At 44.2% G+C, this 19120-nt stretch carries 15 protein-coding genes; 1 reads left to right on the top strand and 14 read right to left on the bottom strand.

The genetic code is table 11. The features are described from left to right. Nucleotides 1-294: 294 nt before the first annotated feature. The 9 genes from CSX02_RS10775 to CSX02_RS10735 form a co-directional block, all read right to left on the bottom strand. A complete protein-coding gene (locus tag CSX02_RS10775) occupies nt 295-1167 on the bottom strand; it encodes a carbohydrate ABC transporter permease (protein ID WP_081826674.1) in 873 nt (290 codons plus the stop codon). 4 nt (nt 1168-1171) lie between these two features. Beyond that, complete coding sequence (locus tag CSX02_RS10770; RefSeq protein ID WP_031543441.1) at nt 1172-2101, bottom strand: carbohydrate ABC transporter permease; 930 nt, start codon at nt 2099-2101, stop codon at nt 1172-1174. Nucleotides 2102-2172: 71 nt separating this feature from the next. Next, a complete protein-coding gene (locus CSX02_RS10765) occupies nt 2173-3573 on the bottom strand; it encodes an ABC transporter substrate-binding protein (RefSeq protein WP_099386678.1) in 1401 nt (466 codons plus the stop codon). A gap of 124 nt (nt 3574-3697) precedes the next feature. Beyond that, nucleotides 3698-6790: a hypothetical protein gene (locus CSX02_RS10760; protein WP_099386677.1), complete on the bottom strand. Its 3093-nt coding sequence runs from the start codon at nt 6788-6790 to the stop codon at nt 3698-3700. 17 nt (nt 6791-6807) lie between these two features. Further along, on the bottom strand, nt 6808-9498 hold the full coding sequence (locus CSX02_RS10755) for a GH36-type glycosyl hydrolase domain-containing protein (RefSeq protein WP_099386676.1): 2691 nt from the start codon (nt 9496-9498) through the stop codon (nt 6808-6810). Then, nucleotides 9495-11267 (bottom strand): coagulation factor 5/8 type domain-containing protein, encoded by a 1773-nt coding sequence (locus CSX02_RS10750; RefSeq protein WP_099386675.1) that lies wholly within the window; start codon nt 11265-11267, stop codon nt 9495-9497. The genes CSX02_RS10755 and CSX02_RS10750 overlap by 4 nt, the downstream gene beginning before the upstream one ends. Nucleotides 11268-11351: 84 nt before the next feature. After that, on the bottom strand, nt 11352-12758 hold the full coding sequence (locus tag CSX02_RS10745; protein ID WP_189281527.1) for a TIGR01212 family radical SAM protein: 1407 nt from the start codon (nt 12756-12758) through the stop codon (nt 11352-11354). Continuing rightward, nucleotides 12724-13950 carry a glycosyltransferase gene (locus CSX02_RS10740; RefSeq protein WP_099386673.1) on the bottom strand — a complete coding sequence of 409 codons (1227 nt, stop codon included), beginning with the start codon at nt 13948-13950 and terminating at the stop codon, nt 12724-12726. Before CSX02_RS10740 ends, CSX02_RS10745 begins: the two co-directional genes overlap by 35 nt. Nucleotides 13951-13963: 13 nt before the next feature. Then, nucleotides 13964-14512 carry a histidine phosphatase family protein gene (locus tag CSX02_RS10735; protein WP_099386672.1) on the bottom strand — a complete coding sequence of 183 codons (549 nt, stop codon included), beginning with the start codon at nt 14510-14512 and terminating at the stop codon, nt 13964-13966. A gap of 80 nt (nt 14513-14592) precedes the next feature. On the opposite strand from CSX02_RS10735, the gene ybaK reads away from it, so the two are divergent. Then, nucleotides 14593-15084: a Cys-tRNA(Pro) deacylase gene (gene ybaK / locus CSX02_RS10730; RefSeq protein WP_099386671.1), complete on the top strand. Its 492-nt coding sequence runs from the start codon at nt 14593-14595 to the stop codon at nt 15082-15084. Here ybaK and CSX02_RS10725 read toward each other — a convergent pair. The 5 genes from CSX02_RS10725 to CSX02_RS10710 form a co-directional block, all read right to left on the bottom strand. Then, nucleotides 15068-15835 carry a putative ABC transporter permease gene (locus CSX02_RS10725; RefSeq protein WP_099386670.1) on the bottom strand — a complete coding sequence of 256 codons (768 nt, stop codon included), beginning with the start codon at nt 15833-15835 and terminating at the stop codon, nt 15068-15070. The two genes, ybaK and CSX02_RS10725, sit on opposite strands and share 17 nt — an antisense overlap. Before the next feature lie 564 nt (nt 15836-16399). Next, nucleotides 16400-16561, bottom strand: coding sequence for a hypothetical protein (locus CSX02_RS13645; RefSeq protein ID WP_189281525.1), 162 nt, complete (start codon nt 16559-16561; stop codon nt 16400-16402). Continuing rightward, nucleotides 16545-17894, bottom strand: coding sequence for a GGDEF domain-containing protein (locus tag CSX02_RS10720; RefSeq protein WP_189281523.1), 1350 nt, complete (start codon nt 17892-17894; stop codon nt 16545-16547). Before CSX02_RS10720 ends, CSX02_RS13645 begins: the two co-directional genes overlap by 17 nt. Nucleotides 17895-17966: 72 nt before the next feature. After that, on the bottom strand, nt 17967-18446 hold the full coding sequence (locus CSX02_RS10715) for a phosphate-starvation-inducible PsiE family protein (RefSeq protein ID WP_207653779.1): 480 nt from the start codon (nt 18444-18446) through the stop codon (nt 17967-17969). A 21-nt stretch (nt 18447-18467) separates the two neighbouring features. Beyond that, the gene (locus CSX02_RS10710) at nt 18468-19118 is read right to left on the bottom strand and encodes a thiamine diphosphokinase (protein WP_099386667.1); all 651 of its coding nucleotides are present in this window, start codon (nt 19116-19118) and stop codon (nt 18468-18470) included. Nucleotides 19119-19120: the final 2 nt, after the last annotated feature.

The raw sequence follows: 19120 nt of genomic DNA, 5'->3' as shown, positions 1-19120 counted from the left end.
GAAAAGACAGTTTGTCGAAGTGCAAAATCGGTGAAAGGACAACCTCTTAAAGCGGCGCGTGCGGCTTTGAAGAATCTAAGCTTTCACGCCTATCATGTCCTGACCGGCCGGCAGGGGGCGACAGACCGGAGGCCCGGGCATGAGGAAGGGGTACGAGGTGGGCGCTGGGGCTGGGGGCTTCGTGGGGCTTGACATGGGACGGCGGAAACATGGCATACAAAAAAATGGAGGGCTGCATGACACAGCCCCCCGGGGAACAAAAAAAGTATTTGAAAAAGAAAATTAGTAAACTTTTTATTCTTTGACAGCACCTGCAGATACACTGCTGATGATGTATTTTGAGAATGAGAAGAATACCAGCAGAATCGGAACAACCGAAATTGCGACACACAGATAGGTAGCTCCCTGATTTTTCGTAATATCGATGGACGCATTCAATGTCGTCATCATTACGGTAAGTGGCATTTTCTCATTGGTATTGATCAGGATCATTGGAAGCAGGTAAGAATTCCAGTTTCCGATGAATCCCATGATTCCCATGGTTGCAATTGCCGGAAGAACAATCGGGAATACAATACGGTGAAAGCTGAACAGCTCCGATGCACCGTCAATACGTGCGGCTTCCAGCAATGAAGGCGGCATGGAAGCCAGGATGTATTGTCTAAGGAAAAATACGGTTCCCGGTGAAGCGACGGCCGGAATAATTAAAGGGAGGTAACTGTCAATCAGGTGCAGTTTTGCACACAACTGATAGAATCCGATCAACGACAACTGTCCGGGAATCATCATAAAGATCAATATTGTCATGAAAATGACTTTGTTTCCTTTGAATTTATAGAAAGCAAGTGCAAATGCAGTCAATGTCGAAAAGTAAATCGACAATACGGTTGCAGGCACTGCAATCATAACGGAGTTTAACATACCGCGGAACAGGTTGAAGTGTCCGAATACGGTTTTCCAGTTATGTACAATCTGGTCACTTGGAATCAGTGTAAATCCTTTAATAATCTCATCACCGCTTCTGGTCGCATTTACAAGCATCATCAAAAACGGAATGACGCAGATAACGGCCAGTGCCACCAAAAGGAAATATATGATAGCGGACCATACATAAAAGCTTACAGGCTTACGTATCTTTTTTAATTTGAAAGATTGTGTTGCGTCCATCTGCCTAATTCTCCTTTCTCTTAAATAACTTCAGCTGAATCAATGATACCGACAGGATAATCAGGAACAGCATGTAAGCCACTGATGAGGCATACCCGGTCTGGATGGTTCCCTGATGGAATCCGAACCGATACAGATACATCATTGCGGTCTGAACAGAATCATAAGATGAGCTTGATGCCTGTACCATCAGATAAGGCAGATCGAACATCTGCAGACCACCAATCAATGAAGTAATTGCAACATACATCATAATCGGGCGAATCAACGGCAGTGTAATCTTGCCAAATACGGTCCATCTTCCGGCTCCGTCAATGGCAGCTGCCTCATAATAATCACGATTGATTCCCTGCACACCGGCCATCAGCATCAAAAATGAGTTACCAAACCATACCCAGGCCTGAATCACAGCAATGGTATGACCGGCGTAATTCGGGTCTCCAAGCCAGTTCACGTAGGTATAGTTCTGACCGAATAATTTGTAGATCAATGAAATCAATTGGTTAAAGGAACCGAATTTCCAATCCAGAAGTGTCTGGAACAAAAATGCGATTGATGTAGCTGCAATCAGGTTCGGAAGATAATAAACCAATCTGAAAACGCGCAATCCTTTGAATTTGTATTTCACATCGGAGAATACCATCATTAACAGGAAAGCGAGACCTAACTGCAATACAATATTTACAATCCAGATGCGAACCGTATTCCAGACAGCTCTCCAGAAAAATTTATCGGTTGCAACGCGGACATAATTTGCTAATCCAATGAATTTAGATGAGCCCATTACCTTCAAATCGGTAAAGCTCAGCCACAAGGTTCTAAGAACCGGATAAATACTGAAAATACAAAAAACTACAACAAATGGAATTACAAATACATATCCCCAGTTGTTATAAGCCGTTATTTTGGAATGTTTTTTTGTTGTCTTTGCCATAACAAATCCTCAATTTGAAAGTGATAAAAATATAGAAACACGGGCCCGCCCTCAGACGGGCCCATATTTAATTAGCGCTCTACCTGGATTTCTCCTGCGTAGGTTGATTCTACCTGATCGTAGAAGTCGTTGATTGCTTCTTCTTTTGTCATTGCTCCTGTCTTGATGTTTGAGATAGCCTTGCCCCAAAGATCACCGATTGTCTGATCGTAACGGGTAACCTTAGAGTAGTCAATCTTCTTAGCAAGCTCTAAGAACAATTCATACATATGCTGGTTTCCATAAGTTGGATTCTCATCAGATGCATGTGCTTCCAATACAGAGATCAAAGAAACTGCATCACCCTGAGACTTCTCAATCCACCAGTTAGCTGTATCTTCGTTCAATGTGCACCACTGAAGGAATTTCCAAGCAGCATCCTTCTTGTTTGAGGTATCAGCAATACCAATGTAAGTACCGCCACCGAATCCGGCTGCAGGTCCTGCACAGAAGCCCCATGAACCAGCGGTATCACCTACGTGATCTCTCATGGTAAGTACGCCCCATGAAGGAAGTCCGAATGCGAATACCTGAGTGGTGTCAAGATCTTTGGTTGCTTCAGCAAACTGATCAGCATCCCAAACGTTTACGGAATCGTCCTGATAGTTCTGGATATCAGCTGTCAGAATCGGAACCTCTCCTGCCATTGCCTGATACCAAGGTGTTGACCACTGGTTCGCATAAGCAGTTAAATCCTTCTGATAAAGATCTACTACAAGATCCATATATTCTGTACGGCAATCAGCTACGTTTAACTTTCCGTCTACAACCCATGCTTCGTTTCCTGAGAAGTAGCTTACTTCTGAGTCAGAAGCAAAGATACGATATCCCTTTGCCTTTAATTCTTCACCGGCCTTTACGATTTCATCGTAGTTGCTGAAGATCTTTCCGATTTCTGTAGGATCTTCTGTTCCAAATACTTCCTTTGCGATATCACGGCGATAGAAGAATCCTGCCGGAGTAATCTGATAAGAGATTGCTCTCTGAACACCTTCTGAATCTTTACCACGAGCCCAAACGTAATCTACGATCTTTCCGTCATAGTCCTTTGCTCCAAGATCATCAAGGTTTGCAAAGAATCCGTTATCAAAGAAATCATCCAACATCTGTGGCTCACCTACGATGATATCAGCATCGCAAGATCCACCGAGCATAGCAGTTGTAAGCTTTGTAGGATAATCAGCGGTTGGGATAATATTTACAACTACCTCAACACCGGTATCCTCTGTATACTTCTCAGCCATGGTCTTTAAGTCTTCGGTAAATGTCCAGATGGTAATTCCATCCTCGCCTGCACTTACCATTTCCTGCTCTGTGCTGCTGCTGTCTGTTTTTGCAGCACTTTCCGTTCCTTTTTCATTGCTGCCGCAGGCACCAAGTGTTGCTAACATTGTACCCACCAACAATACAGAAACTAACTTCTTTAACTTCATAAAGTCTTTCCTCCTTTTGTGTTTCAACAGCTTTATGTGTTTTGTTGATAATCTCATTATAGAGAGAATCAAGATTGAATAACATGTACCAAATTTTAGTTAGGTGTCATTTTTTTAGTCGACCCTATTTTATTTTTTGGCAAATTTGACAAACATCTCCATTTCTCAGAGCTTTCGCGCCTTTTTCAGGGATCTGTCCACCTGAAATTGTCTCGCTGGTACCGTCCTGATAGTTCAAAACAGTCTCAACAATTTCATATTTGCCCGGAATATAATCCTTTCGCTCCGCAAATTGATAAGTCACTTTGGTCTTTCCGAGGAATGTCGCCGAAACGGTATTGTCATCGCCGATCAAATATGCCGGAATTGCCGGAGTCAGCAAAGCGGTCAGCTGTCCATCCTTCAGCACAAACGGTTTCTCACCAAACATCATGCGCTTCCACATACTGATAAATTCGACCGTGGATCCGGAAAGACGAGCCACAAATCCTTTTCCGTGAATCCTTTGATTTGGATTTTTGCTGCTTGCAAGGAACGAACTGTTCTCCAAAGTGCTTCTTCCATACATATCCGGATCCAGGAACGGAATTGCCATGCGGTGGAAATCATCAAAGAATTCTTCGTACAGACCGCTCTTTAAGGTTTCCAGCAAATATTTGTATTCCATATGAAGGAATACGGATTCGTTTTCAAGCCATCCCGGAGTAAATGCGCGGGTTCGTCCGAGCTCATATGATGCAGATTCCAAAGATGCATTGACTTTATACATATGAAGTTTCCGATCAAAGACATCGGATGCTTTCACATTGCGATAAAGGATCTTCTTCGGGAGAATGGTTTCGTCTTCTTTTAATTTCAGGAAGCGAACCGGTCCCTCAAGGAAATAAGGCACTGTCTGTACCGCAAATCCCATTGGGAAGATGCCATCTTCATTCTGCTCATAATCTGTCACATCATATGTGAAATAAGTCGGGCAGATTCCGTCACCGTAGCCGATTGCTTTTCGGATACCATAGTCAACGGTATTTCTAAAGCCCTCGAGTGCATCGAGCACTTCTTTGGAATCCACCTGGCTGACATCTCCGGAAATGCCTTCATAGGTCTGATTGCGATAAGCTTCCTTCGCATCATTGATTTTATTCCAGAATGCGAGCAGCTCCTGCTTTGTCTCAATTTGCGGACGCTCCATATCATTGATAATATTCAGCTCCGATACAAAATCAGCCACTTCTTTTAACAGAGTGATTTTGCGCGGGAATTTTTTCAATGCCGAAATGGTATAATCCAGCATGCGCGCAAGTTCATAGGTTTCTGCCATCGATGAGCCAAGCATTCCCGGTGCACCGTTTAAGGCATCATACCAGCCCGGCTTGCCGCCTTCCATTTCGATTCCCATTCCGTAGGCATCCAGAGTTGCAAATTTGGTTGCACAAAGAAGTATGAGTTTTTCGAGCAGGGTGGTATAAATCAAATCTCCCTTGCCGAATGCGGCATGCAGTCGTTTGTCCTCAGTATTGCGCAGGCTCTTTTGATTTAAGCTGTAATATTGACGAATGCCCTTTGGTGTAACAGCATAACGCTTGCTGCGATCGTTGATATTCGCCTGTGAGAGGAAGAATGTATATGCCTTTTCAAATAACATTTCTTCTTCCTTTTCCGGGAAGAGATTCAGATACTCTTCTACCAAATCCAGATTATAGGTCCAGTGGTCACACCAATATCCTTCTCCGAATACCGCACGGCTCTTCTCTGTCGCAAAATCCATCAGCGCATAGAACAATTCTTCCACGCGATCCGGTGCCACATATTTCTGCAATGCGCGATACAGCTTACCCGGTGTAAATCCTTCCGTTACAAGTTTGATCAGTTCAGAAGCCTGATCCACAGACCCAAGCAGATTCTTTGCCTGTTCTTCATTTAATTCATAAATCAGCTTTTCGATGGAAAGCGGATTGTATCCGTCCAGCTGAATCAGGCTGTAAAACATCCGGATATTTTCGCGGCCGACATACGGCGCAAAGAAGGTATCACAGCGACGATTCTGATTGACATCGCGGAAATTACCGTTTCCCTGTGAGAAAAATTCCGGTGCCATCGAGAAATAGTTATAATCGCGCTCCAGATCCCCATGCTTACGGGAGTAAACATAAAAGATCTTGTTGTTGCCAAGTTTGATTGGATAGCCACCGCGCAATACATTGTCCATATAGGTATAAGAACAATATGCATCAAACCGCTCATTTCCTGTCTTTGTTTCAATTCCCGCACACAGTTCCTCGGCAAGTTCATTTGCACGTGCATACTTTTTCTCATAATAAGCACCATCATGTCGGGCAGCCAGGAACTGCTGCAGATAGCTCTTCTCTTCCACCTGTCCGATCAGTTCGTACAATACCATGCTCTCGTTGGTCTTCAGATGTTTTTTCTCCGCAAACATTGCCATCGGAAGCAGGTTGGAATGAATCTGTTCATAGGAAAGCACTGCTGCCAGTCCTTCTTTGACAAAGCGCACCGGCTTGCGAAGAGACTTATCATAATCAAATACCGCATCCGCATCCACAATCGGAGTCTTTAAGTTGCCGTCTTCATCCGTTGCAAATGCAAAATTGCCGCCCAATACTTCCGTCACTTCTGCAGAATCATTCATACTTGCGCGCACTCTGTAATATGGAATATTGGTTTCGGTATCCTCCACCTGCATCCATGCCTTTGTGGTCTGAAGCATATTTTTCATGGAATCATTTCCGACTCCGTAACAGATGACTGCAGGCATACCGTCAATCACTTCAAAATCCGCATCTTCTCCGAGGTTGGTGATCGTCAGTTTACGCACCAGCGCGCCCACATTTTCTTCCGGCAGAATGAAATAGGTTACATCTGTCTGAATACCATTGGCCTCATCTGTTTCACAGATAGACATGGTATTTTTCATGATTTCCATTACATGCTGCTTTTCTTCATCCGCAAACGGCTCGGTATAGACATCATTCTTTTTGATAAAAGTACGAAATCCATTGGTTTTTACCATTTCATATGCATTATGCGCAGGGAAGAATTCCATAATGGCATGATCTTTATTATCCACACCAAAACTGCAAACACCCTGTCCGCGATTGACATAGTAGCACCAGATCGGAATTCCCTTAATTCCTGCAATTCCCGGAAGAAAACTTGAAAATTCCGATTTTCTTCCATAATTTTCCATGCGTTCTTTCATAATTTCTTTTCTCCTTTTTACTCATTCAGATGAACCACAATTTTGTTGTTCACTCTTGCATCCATATTTAAGATATGATTCTTCGGAATCACAATGCATCCATCTGTCACAGTCAGTGCCTGATCATTGCAGGTTGCTTCCTGAATCCGATAACTTCCGTATTCCAGATGATTCGGATTCTCATAGCGCAGAGTCCACTCATGTCCGAGGAATTTCAGATTGATTTCCGCAATTCCGGATTCGTCGAACTGCGATGCAAGCAATTTCGGTTCTACCACCAGATCGCCCAACTGTCCTCTTACGCCAAACATCTGATTGACTACTGTCAGCAGATACCAGCTTGCGGCACCGGTCAGATATGCATACAGACCTCTTCCGCCCCGTCCGAAATATTCCGGAATGCCCGGATAGATATGACTCTTATCAAAATCCATCGACTGGCGGAACAGACTATCCATGGAACGATATCCCTCTTTGGCAAATCCTCTGCTGTATAATGCATTGGCATACATGACTGCCATATGAGAAAAGACAGCTCCGTTTTCCTTTTCACCAAAGGCAAATCCAAACATTCTTCCCATATTGGTACGGATTTCACCAAAGTCATTGTTCAGGCGATAGCCACCGCAGTTTGCATCATACAAATAGCGGTCCGCCGCTTCGCAAATCTGTTTTACCTGATCGTCTGTTGCTGTTTTTGACATAATTGCAAAAACCTGTCCTGTCAGCATCATATGGGCATTTTCACCCGCCGACTCAAGTGCATTTCCGTCATTGTCATAATAACTGTTGTACCAGCCGCCTCCGATCGGATCCTCAATCCATTCGGTTTTGCGCAAGTGTTCCTGCAACCAAATTCCTTTTGCACGAAGATTCTGTGCAATCGTCTCCGTGGCAAACGGAATTCGGATACCGGCCACAACATGGCGCACCTTTGAACCGTATTCTTTGATCAATGTCTGCTTATATTCCGGTGTATCAAACAAACCGTCTTCGTCCCGCAATAAGACTGCTGCCTCCTGCAAAAGCAGAATTTCCGGATTGGTCTTCGCATATTCATCCATCAGATCTGCCAATTCCAGAAGATTCTGCGAGTAAGCACAGGTAAATGCCACACTCTCTCCTCTGTCTCCGGCCATATCCAATGCATCATTCCAGTCGGCATCTCTCAGGCGAAGATGATTATGTTCTCCGACTTCCCAGAAGGCGGTAAGATTTTGCAAAATCAGATGTTCGAGAATGGTTCCGTGGTATTCTTTGCCACGTGTATCCTCCTGCCAATGCATCTGCTCTGTCCATTTATTGTCCACTTCCGTGCCGCGCATAACCTGTCGGTCTTTGAAATAAGACACTTCCTGATTCAGAATATCCAGATCTCCGGTCTGATCGATATAAAGTTTGGTCGTCTTAAACGGCCAAAGTCCATGATCCATCCATACGCGCGTGATGGAATTTCTGTCCGCTTTGAATTCTCCGAGATGTTCCCCGATAATGGTTGCATTTGTTCCGTCAATACGCACACCTGCGAAATTTGAAATCAGCATCTGGCGTACGCCGCTCGGATTCATAAGCAGCAAAGCCAGACAATCCTGCCACAGGTCTCGCCATCCTCTTCCGCCTTTTCCGTAATCATGATGCGGCAGGAACGAACAGCCGAACAGTCTGCGCAATTCCGGCTGGAAATTGACCCAGTCCATAAACCGGTCAAAATTCTCATCCGCTGTATGATATTTCAAATTCACTTTGTTCTGCCAATATTGTCTGGTCCGTGTCAGTTCATATTCCACTTCCTTCGGCTCAGACAAGTCCGCAAGCATTCCGTCGATTTCTTCTGCTGTATGGCATACACCAGCCATGCAGAGGAATTGTTTTTTCTCACCCGGCTGAAGAACTGTCTTTGCGAAACGGAAACCTGCCATTGCTTCCTGACCATTCTCGCAATATCCGTTTGCCACAGCTGCTGCATGGGTAAACAAAGCCTCCGGGCGCTCAAAGTCTCCGCATTCTCCGATAAAATCATTTTGATTGACATAAAAGGAATCCGGATTCTGTCCTTCGCTCTTTGCATTTGCAAAATAAATCGTGTCATTTAGCTGATGCCCGCGCTCATCAAAAGAGAGTGTCGGATTGACTGAGATGATGTTGTTTTCCACTGAAGTTCGATGCAACAATCCTGTTACGTGTCTGTGATCTCTGAGATTATCCGCGCTTCTTCCATAAAGCGGGATTGCGAAACAGGATTCAAATGCCAGCGGCGCATCTCCTGTATTTTCAATTTCCACACGAATCACTTCGAGGTTTCTGTCCACAGGAATAAACATTGTCGTGGTGGCAGTCAGTGGAAGGTATTTTCCCTCCGTCTTGATTTCCTGCCACATATATCCTGCGGTCACCGTGATTGTTTCTTCCTTCTTGGTATAGACAGCAGCACGCTGCATGGAGGAACATCCCATTGCTGACCATGGTTCGCATCCATCCGCCATCACCCAGAAATTACGGGAAAAGCGACGGTTTTGAATATCGCAGGAGCTGACCGGTTCATATAAAAAATGATTCTGATCCAGTTTGGCATCGCCGGCCATCTGAGGTGTTACCGCACTCTTCAGTCCGTATTCACCGGCAATCGGAAAATACAAATCGCGGTATCTCTGTGCGCCTGTCAGTCGAAAGGTTCCGTTTTCTCCTATAAATTCACATTTTTTCATCATTTCCAGTCTCCATTGCAATAATTTAATATGTAAGCCTCTGCGCCGGTTGTCATAACCGGATTGCCGGCATCATTGAGAACATGTTCCATTCCCGGATTTCCGTTCAGCATTACCGTAATGATATGCTCAACCGATACATCCTTTTTATCCGGCATAACCATTGCAGAATGCAGGTTCACGCTTCTGTCTCTGTTATATAAATAGATGCCGATTCCGATTCCCTCAAACCGTTCCACATCCGGATTCACATAAATCGATGCATATCCATCCGTTCCTTCCGGGGTCTTCCACACATCCTGTGAAGGCACATCATATGGAATCTCACTTTGATACATAATGATCTGACCGTCTTCTCCATTCCAGATCGTCTGATACTCCTGGAAATGTTCCACCATCAATCCGTACAGGCGAACCCTGTCACCGTTTACGGTAATCCCGTTTGCAGCGGTGTTGCCTTCCCAGTACACCTGATCACCATGATCGGCTCTCCATACCCAGAAATTCTGACCGGTCACATCATCCGCATCAATGGTAACCGCATTCTTTGCCTTACATGGCTGATCTGTGGCAATCCCTCCGATACGGAAATACAGATCATACAACTGCACAGCAGCGGCATCTTTGCCGTTTTCTCCGACCACAAGCAAATGTTCGGACTCTGTGGTACCTGCATCAAACAGCACGCCGGCCATAATCATTCCCGGGGCATCCTTGGTCTCCATAATCGTGACACCGTTCTGGCTGCGCAAAGTTGCCAGTCCAAGTCCCAGGATCATACGATTCTCGCCGCTGATTTTGATGGTCTCATCAATCTGATAGACACCCGGTGTCAGCAACAGATGCTTTTTGTTTTCCAGCCCCTTATTGATGTCTGCCGCCGTATCTGTCGGCTTTGCAACATAAAAATCATCCAGTGAAACAAAATCTGTTTCCGACCAGCTCCTTGGTGTGCGCTTCAATACTTTCGGGACGGCTACGCCATATCCTTTTTGTTCGTCATAGACGAGAAACGGTTTCTCTCCGACATTCTCCTGCGCCTGTACTTTTGTATAGGAGTACAATGGCCAGGTGCCTCTCGGCAGTCCGCTCTCCTCATCTCCAAGAAATACAATATTCCAGTTCTCACCCATCCAGATTTTGTATTGATTGTTCATGGACAGCCATTGCTGCTGTGATCCCGAATCAACCATCTTTTCTATCTGCGAATCACTCAGGAAGCCACCGCTTGCCCATCCGTATTCATCATGCAGATACAACGATCCGTCTATATGCATGCGTCTCATATCTGTTGCCTGTGATACTGCAAATGTCACATTGTCCGGCACATGCAGATTCTCCACACTGCGCCAGAAGTTGCATGTCGCATTGTGATTATCCGAAGATGGATCCAGCCATCTTGCCTGTGTATTCACACCTCCAATCAGTGTGTCGTCCGGACTTTGCATCCCCAGTCCCGCCAATTGTGTGTAGAATCCAACATTGACTTTGATATCCTGATATTTTCCCGGCATAAAACAAATCGCATAACGGTCATCTCCGAATTGATTGCTTTCCTGCTTCTGGTAAATCTCATCGACAATTCTCTGTACGTCTTCCGGATCATCTTCTTCCGAAAAAATATAAACCCTGTCCCCGAGCAGATTGGTATGATATCCGACCCGTTCATTTTGTTTGTCATTCTGTTTCAAAAACATAAATCCTGCAATTCCTCCCAAACATATCGCACCGACGGCGATGATACTGATTATGATTTTATTTCTCTTTTTCATATTGACCCTTCCGTTACATTTTTTCCCACAGTCAAGACTCGCTTCTTTATAAGCATAAAAAAAAGACCCTCATGTTTTAAGGGTCTATTTTTTAGTATGGTATCCATTTTTTAGTCGGCGCGACATTTCATTGATGACGCGCTTCTTATCCGCGCTCCAAAGCGGCGCAATCAAATGCTTTTTGTTTCCGTCACCGGTCAGTCTGTGAATCACGATATCCGGCGGAATCACGCGGATGCAATCCTCCACAATCTCCAGATATTCTTCCAGTGCAAGCACCTCAAATGCGCCGGCTTCGTAATCCGCAGCCAGATCAGTCTGTTCGAGTACATGCAATAATTGTAATTTCAATCCGGTTGTTCCGCAGTCACATGCGTATTGAATGCTATACAGCATGTCTTTTCGTGTCTCATTCGGCAATCCGAGAATAATATGTGTAATGATTTCACGGATTCCGATTGCCTGCAGGTTCCGCACGGCCTGCGCATATTCTTTGTTCGGATAACCACGCCGAATATATTCCGCCGTCCGCTCATTGGCAGTCTGCAATCCCAGCTCAATCCATACCGGAATCGTCCGGTTCATTTCTGCAAGCACTTCGAGCACCTCCGGCCCCAGACAATCCGGTCTCGTAGCAATCGACAAAACCGCAACCTGCGGATCTGCAACCGCTTCCGAATAAATCTTGCGCAATCTGTCTGCCGGTGCATATGTTCCGGTAAACGACTGAAAATAGGCGATGTATTTCACGCACTTATTTTTGGGAAGTTTTGCTGCAATCAACTGCTTCTGCAAATCGAGCTGTGCCGGAATTGCACGGCTTCCACCGCCGAAATCTCCTGCTCCGCCGCCGTCACAAAAGATACATCCGCGTGTATCAATCTTGCCGTCACGGTTCGGGCACGTAAATCCGCCGGACAATGACAGACGATATAATTTGCAGTCATAAAAATCCTGTGCAAAACAGTTGAGCGAATAATAGGGCAGTTCCCAGTTGTCGCGCTTTAGGATATGCATAATTCTTGCCCAGGCAGTGCAAAGCATCGGCAATTGACATGCCGCATTGGCCGGGCTGGTGGATGGCAGCTTTGTTACAGGATAGCTGCTGTATTTCTGCTGTAAATATTTTTGATACAACCGATAGGCGGTATTTCCATTGCAATAAATCATCCGGATTGATCCGGATGAAAGAATCCGATTGAGATTGTTTGGAATCACATCATGAATGGACGAATCGCTGCTCCCCTCGATTTCGCAGGAAGCAATCACATCCCAAAGTGCGATATGATGTTCCAGAAGCATTGCCTTTTTTTGTTCCACAGTCGCAGGACAGGGAACATCTAGTACACTTGAGAGAACTTTCCAGAAACGATTCTGCGGATGTGCATAATAAAATCCCATTTCCCGTGATTTGACAGACGGGAAAGATCCCAAAATCAGAATCTTTGACTCTTGATTATATAACGGTTCCAGTGGATGGCTGATTGCCATAAACTTCCTCCAATAATTGTACAGCCCTATGATCCCATGTATGCGCTTTGCGGTACTTTTCGTAACCGGCTTCCTGTATATCATAAATCAGCTGCGGATTCAACAGCATCTCTGTTGCAATATCCGGCAGGGCTTTGATATGTGCACCGTCATAGAACAGCAAATCCTTTTGATTCTCAAACTGTTCTTCGAGAAATGGAGTGCGCTCGGTCAGAACCGCACAGTGATTTGCCATCCCGCCAACCACACGGTCATGCATACCATCCGGAAACATCGGTGCATTGTTAAATAATATATGCTCTTTTGCAATCCGCTCATAGGAAAGCGAGAAATCACACGGGCGCTCTATTTGCAAAAGATATTCTTTGGAATGCTGGAAGTCATACCAGCCATCTCCGACCGCAACAACAGGAATTCCGGCAGAGAGCAATGCCCTGGTCGCTTTGTCACGAAAATAATTGCGCACATAGGTATCTGCCGGATAACAATAATTCAGCAACAAAGCAAATTGTCTGTCGTCAATTTCTTCCCGTTTCTGCACGCCGAACCCCTGCGTCTGCAATACGGTTTCAAGCGCAGCTTCATTGGTTACATACGGATTCTGCGTACGGATTTCGATGATTCCCTTTTGCAGTTTCATCAGCAATTCCGGTGCATTCTCCACTACCTCATAGGATTTTTGCGGAGAGACATAAGTACTCATCATCAGGATACGTTCCGGCCTGTCTGTAATCTTGCGCTGTTCAAGCGCCTCATTCGCGGAAAGAGGCATAAAGACCGTCGATTTTACATTTGGATAATACTCGTCCACATAACGCTTCTGTCCTCTGTCCACCACAATTGCATGCATATCGCTGACCGGCATATGAAGGCTGTTGTAATGAAAGAGCGGATGATCGACAATATAATCATAAAACGGTCCTCCAATCAGATCGAGTACCATTCCGTCATCATCCTCGAGATGACACATCTGTGAATTCACATCCACAATCAGGTCAAAATTCGCATAATGAAGCGGTTTTAAGATTGCATCAAGGTCATCCTCAACCGTAAATTCCAGCCGGGTCACATCACATCCGAGACGCTCGAACGCATCCGCCATTTGTGCCGCAAAAAAATTACCGCTAAAATAGCAAATCTCACGCGAGCAAACGACAAGAATCTGCTTGTTCGCATATTGGTTCCACTCCATAGCTCCTCCTTTTTTATTTTGCCAAAACCATTTCGCAATTTGCAGTCATATTATCCCAGAAATGTTCCAAAGGTGTGTTGCGCAGGATTCCAAGAATCTGGCAATTCAACGCCCCATGTGCGACAATCAGAATATTTTTGTCCTTCCCCAGCTGCGGCAGAATCACAGTATCCAAAAAGGACTGACATCTGTCATGTAATTGTGCAAAACTTTCTGCCCCTTCCACCGGAAGATAATGTTTTGGATCGCGAAACAGCCGATATAACGGATGATCCGGATGCTCCAGGATGCGGGTATCGCCTTCGCAAATGCCAAAGCTCATCTCACACAGCCGCTCATCTTTTATGATTGGACAATTCTGATTTTGCAAAACAATCTGTGCTGTGGTATAGGCACGCGAAAGCGGCGAAGCATAACAGCAGTCAAATGAGATGCGATCCACCTGTGCCTGTGCCTTTTGGGCCATCGCGATTCCCTCGTCGTTCAAAGGGATATCTGTCCTGCCCTGTATCTTATATGCGGCATTCCAGTCTGTCTTTCCATGACGCATGATATATAACATAATGGTGCTCCTATCTGTATTTCTGATTCTATTGTAACCGACTTTTGCGTTTTTTTCGAGATAATGATAAACTATTTGACATGGGAAAAGAAACAAAAACAAATGCGATGCGCATTCTCGAGAAAAATAAAATTACATATCGACTCATTCATTATGAATGCAATGAATTTACCGACGGCATCCATTCTATTGAATTATCCGGATGCCCGGTAGAAAAATCTTACAAGACTCTGGTGATGCAGGGCAAGAGCAAACAATATTATGTCTTTGTCATCCCTGTCGCCGCTGAAGTGGATCTCAAAGCTGCCGCACGGGCAGTTTCGGAGAAATCTGTGGAAATGATTCCGTTGAAAGAACTGACCGCCATCACCGGATATGTACGCGGTGGCTGCAGTCCGATCGGTATGAAAAAACAATTTCACACCGTTATCGATGAATCCGCTGCAAATCTCGATTTCATCTATATCAGCGGTGGTCGCATCGGTGATACCATTGAGCTGACACCGGATGATTTATCCAAAGTCGCACGGGCGAATTTTGCTCCTGTCATCCGTACTACTGTTTCATCTTAGGCAAATGATTCTTTAAGCTGGAAAAGAATTCATCCATATTATTCTTTTCCACTTTCGGATTACGATACCCGCGCATTCTCTTGAGTGCGCCTTTTTTGATGGAATCGAGTCCGGAAAGATAATTGGCAAACCACTCTCGCGTAAAAATTGCGCGTGACATGGCAGCCTTGCTGCCCTCGATCACCTTCTCCATCGTCTGATTAAACGATTCGTCTACCGATGCAACCTTTCGGTCAAAATCAGCAAGAATCGAAACCGTCAAAGCCAAATCCATCGCAAAAATTGCAACAAACAAAAAGGCCAGTCCTTCAAACAACAAATCCGGCATCCATGCGACCATATGCACGGTAAACGGTGCAATCACCTTTGCCACCAGGATTGCGGCACCTCCGAAACAAATGGTATACGGCAGGCAGACACGCCCCTGGATATTAAATGGCATATTGGAATAATCCCACCAATATGCATGGAACATTTTTTCAAGAAAAAGATGTGTTGAAAATTCCAGAATCACACTGCCAAATGCACCAATCAAAAAGAGCTGCCATACACTCGGTGTCAAATGATATACCTCACAGACACGAAGCAAAATCATAATGGAGACGCCGCCCACTCCATAAATCGGAATCACCGGCCCAAACATAAATCCTCTATTCTCCCACTCATGCTTGGTTGCAATTGCAAAAAAGCATTCGTAAATCCATCCCATAAAACTATAAATTGCAAAATATACTACATAATGACTAATCATACTAATACTCCATCCCTTTGGTCATACTTTTATATTATATAAATTCCGACCGCAAATATCAATTACTCCTATAAAAAACAGCTCCCGGTACTGTACCATTCACAGTTTGTGGTATTGCCAGACATCCTTGCCTTATGGACCCGGTAAGTCCTTCACTTTGCAAGAATATTTTGGTTTTCATATATGCAAACGCTCGCATCCTGATTGACATGTGTTTTTTGAATGCCTGTACAATTTTGAAAAAAGTTTTATGGTTGGCGGACACCCAAAGTAATCGTATATGTACTTCTCATCTAAAGGATACCCGGGTGAATTGGAGTGCGCCCTAGTGAAATAAAAATGAGTTTTGATGTTTATAGGCATGCGCCGCCACGGATGGCGGCGCAAATGCGATTGCAACACGACGTTGCGTAATGCATGGTGCCTATAAACACAAAACTCATTTTGTCATTTCACTTGGCAAACGGAGTCTGAACCCGGGTATCCCTTAGATTGAGGAGTACATAATATCAATAAATGAAGTGTCCGCCACTTCATAAACCTTTTTTCAAAATGGTTCATTCATCAAAAGACACATGTGTGATGCTCGCTTTTTGCATATTGAAAACCTAAAATATTCGCAAAATGTGAAGCACCTACCGGGTTCATGAGGGCAAGGATGTTTTTAATAAAACAGAGTGTGAATGGTACAGTACCGGGACCTGTTTCTTTATCTGTAACTGCCATGCTTTGCACGGAATTTAGTCTTTTCGACATACATGGCGGTATCGGCACGTTTGACAATCATTTCCGCATTGGTGTCGCCGGTCTCAAATTCTGCCATTCCGATGGAGCTTGAATAGCGCTCCCATGGATTTGCGGACTCATTGTCATGCGCATTTTGATACAGTTCGCGTGCCTTTTTCAGCAGCTCTTCCCGATTCTTGTAATCGCTGCCGCGAAGCAGGATGATAAATTCATCTCCACCGACACGATAGATATCCGAATTGGCATATACAGACTTTAAGAGATTACAGCATCCGACCAGATACGCATCACCATATTCATGGCCAAATGTGTCATTGACATATTTAAGATTGTTTACATCTGCAAGTACAATCGCAATCTCTGCACTCTCATAAAAAATATCGCCATCGATTTCTTTCAATACTTTCTTATATGCAGCCTTACTGCCCACTCCGGTCAACGCGTCTTTGTATGCAGTCGCACTGATTTCATCAATTCGCTCGTTTTTGGTGCGAATATCGATCTGTGCCCGGTTAAAGTTGGTCATATAATAAAGGCTTTCCTTCATGACCGAAGTAAATGTCTGATATAATTCTTCGATTTCATCGCCGGTTTTGATATTCAGATTCTCAAGTGTCTGCACATTTTTGAATCGATCGTTTTCTGTTTCATAATTAAAATTATGACTGCATTCCACCATACGATTAATCGGCGCGGATACGGTTCTGTGAATCAAAAGAATATTGAATGATACCAAAATCAAAATCAGGATTCCAACCATTCCCAATGTCGGCAATACAAAATCAAAATCTTTTTCATGCATGCGGTCCATCGAAAAATCGACGCAGGCGCTACATGCATAATTCCCTTTGCTGTCAAAAACCGGACGAATATAGCTCAAAAGATATTCGCCTTCATGAGAATGAACGGTGTATGCAGGAGTCTCCTCCCCTTTCATGATATTGGAAATCTGAGAATAAAAAGGTTCATCGATTGAGTAGACTGCTCCGGGTTCATCCGCATCTTCTTTGCCCTCGGAATCAATATCAAAAACGACATGACCGCCGTCTTCCTGAATACGATAGACATATACATAAAGCGTATCCGGATAATTCTCCTGAATAGAGGCAAGATAATCGGAAATCTTTCGATACTCTTCCGATGCAAAATTTTGCTCAATATATTCGTCGACTTTGTCGCCGTCAATGGCATCCGCCATCAGCTGTGTCGCGCCTTTTGCCATACGCGTATAATCTTCAAGCATGCGCTTTTCAAAGCGCTGAAAGACCACCGTAATCGTAAAAACCATCAATACAATATAACTCAATATCAAGATGAGCGGCAATCGAATAGACAAAGATTTTATTTTACGCATTTTTCGAACCCCACATACCTTATATGATCGTTATGACACTTCTGTATCAGTCTGTCCTTCATCCTGTTTTTTTCCGCGAAAAACAAACTGACGATTATCACGCACCAGAAAATGTTTGGTCAAAACCAGACATACGATTGCCATGACATACAAAAAATCCTCCCATGGTTTCGATTCAACCAAAATCATATGTCTTGCAACCAGGAATATAATTGTTTCAAGCACATTGGCAGAGCTTGGCTTGCATAACATTTTTAAGAACTCGATACCGACAACAACAGTAAATACACGTTCCAGAAAATCACTCAGCATATTCTTCTGTCCTGCCATTTTGTTCAATCCCGCAAACATATCTGCCAAATGCGGAAACAGTGCAATCAGACCACATATACAGGCGAGCAAAACCAAAACTGCGACAACCAGCTCCAGTGCTACACTGACATGTGTACCGACTTCCTGTATTTTTAATTCCAATTTGGAATATTTCTCCAAGTTATTCTTTTTTTCCAAGTCAATCACCCAATCTGCCCTTTATTCGTCTTTGGATTCAATCAACAACAGAATTCCGTCTTCAAAAGTAATCTGCGCCTGATCTTCAACCAGTTCGTTGCTGACACCCAGTGTCGTAAACGGAAGCAGATCTGTATTTTCCAGACAATATTTCATTCCTGTAATGGTCAGATTGTGAACCGTTCCGTTGATTGGCAATAAAGAAACATACTTTCCGTAAAGATCATTCTTCTTCAATACAAAATCGGAACAATGCATCGACACTCTGTTTTTGTCATCCATCAGTCGGATTTCGACACCGTATTCGAGTCCGATGCCAAGAAGCATCATATTGGCATATGAGTGATCGATTCGATTGCCGAAACATCCGAGAATCGTGATCTCATCACAGCCGAGGCGTACGCAATCCCGCAGAGCATGCTCGAGGTCGGTATCATCTTTCTCCGGATTTAATTCCGAAATTGCCACCTGATCCATGTCTCGATAAAATGATAATATTTCCGGATTTGCAGAATCAAAATCACCGACAATGATATCCGGTGTAATATGATTGCGATACATAAAATCAATTCCGGAGTCAGCAGCAAAAATCACTTCAAATGCGCCATTTTTGATGACATCGCATGCAAATTTGTCATTGATGTTTCCACCAGCTACAATTAATCCATTCATTT

This window comes from Agathobacter ruminis, from assembly GCF_002735305.1.
GTDB lineage: Bacteria > Bacillota > Clostridia > Lachnospirales > Lachnospiraceae > Roseburia > Roseburia ruminis.
Note: the sequence above shows the minus strand (reverse complement) of the source record. Positions and strands in the feature narration are given on the sequence as shown.

Coding starts and splice junctions, on each gene's coding strand:
- CSX02_RS10775 (WP_081826674.1), bottom strand. CDS start 1,167: ATGGACGCAACACAATCTTTCAAATTAAAAAAGATACGTAAGCCTGTA.
- CSX02_RS10770 (WP_031543441.1), bottom strand. CDS start 2,101: ATGGCAAAGACAACAAAAAAACATTCCAAAATAACGGCTTATAACAAC.
- CSX02_RS10765 (WP_099386678.1), bottom strand. CDS start 3,573: ATGAAGTTAAAGAAGTTAGTTTCTGTATTGTTGGTGGGTACAATGTTA.
- CSX02_RS10760 (WP_099386677.1), bottom strand. CDS start 6,790: ATGAAAGAACGCATGGAAAATTATGGAAGAAAATCGGAATTTTCAAGT.
- CSX02_RS10755 (WP_099386676.1), bottom strand. CDS start 9,498: ATGATGAAAAAATGTGAATTTATAGGAGAAAACGGAACCTTTCGACTG.
- CSX02_RS10750 (WP_099386675.1), bottom strand. CDS start 11,267: ATGAAAAAGAGAAATAAAATCATAATCAGTATCATCGCCGTCGGTGCG.
- CSX02_RS10745 (WP_189281527.1), bottom strand. CDS start 12,758: ATGGCAATCAGCCATCCACTGGAACCGTTATATAATCAAGAGTCAAAG.
- CSX02_RS10740 (WP_099386673.1), bottom strand. CDS start 13,950: ATGGAGTGGAACCAATATGCGAACAAGCAGATTCTTGTCGTTTGCTCG.
- CSX02_RS10735 (WP_099386672.1), bottom strand. CDS start 14,512: ATGTTATATATCATGCGTCATGGAAAGACAGACTGGAATGCCGCATAT.
- ybaK (WP_099386671.1), top strand. CDS start 14,593: ATGGGAAAAGAAACAAAAACAAATGCGATGCGCATTCTCGAGAAAAAT.
- CSX02_RS10725 (WP_099386670.1), bottom strand. CDS start 15,835: ATGATTAGTCATTATGTAGTATATTTTGCAATTTATAGTTTTATGGGA.
- CSX02_RS13645 (WP_189281525.1), bottom strand. CDS start 16,561: ATGGCAGTTACAGATAAAGAAACAGGTCCCGGTACTGTACCATTCACA.
- CSX02_RS10710 (WP_099386667.1), bottom strand. CDS start 19,118: ATGAATGGATTAATTGTAGCTGGTGGAAACATCAATGACAAATTTGCA.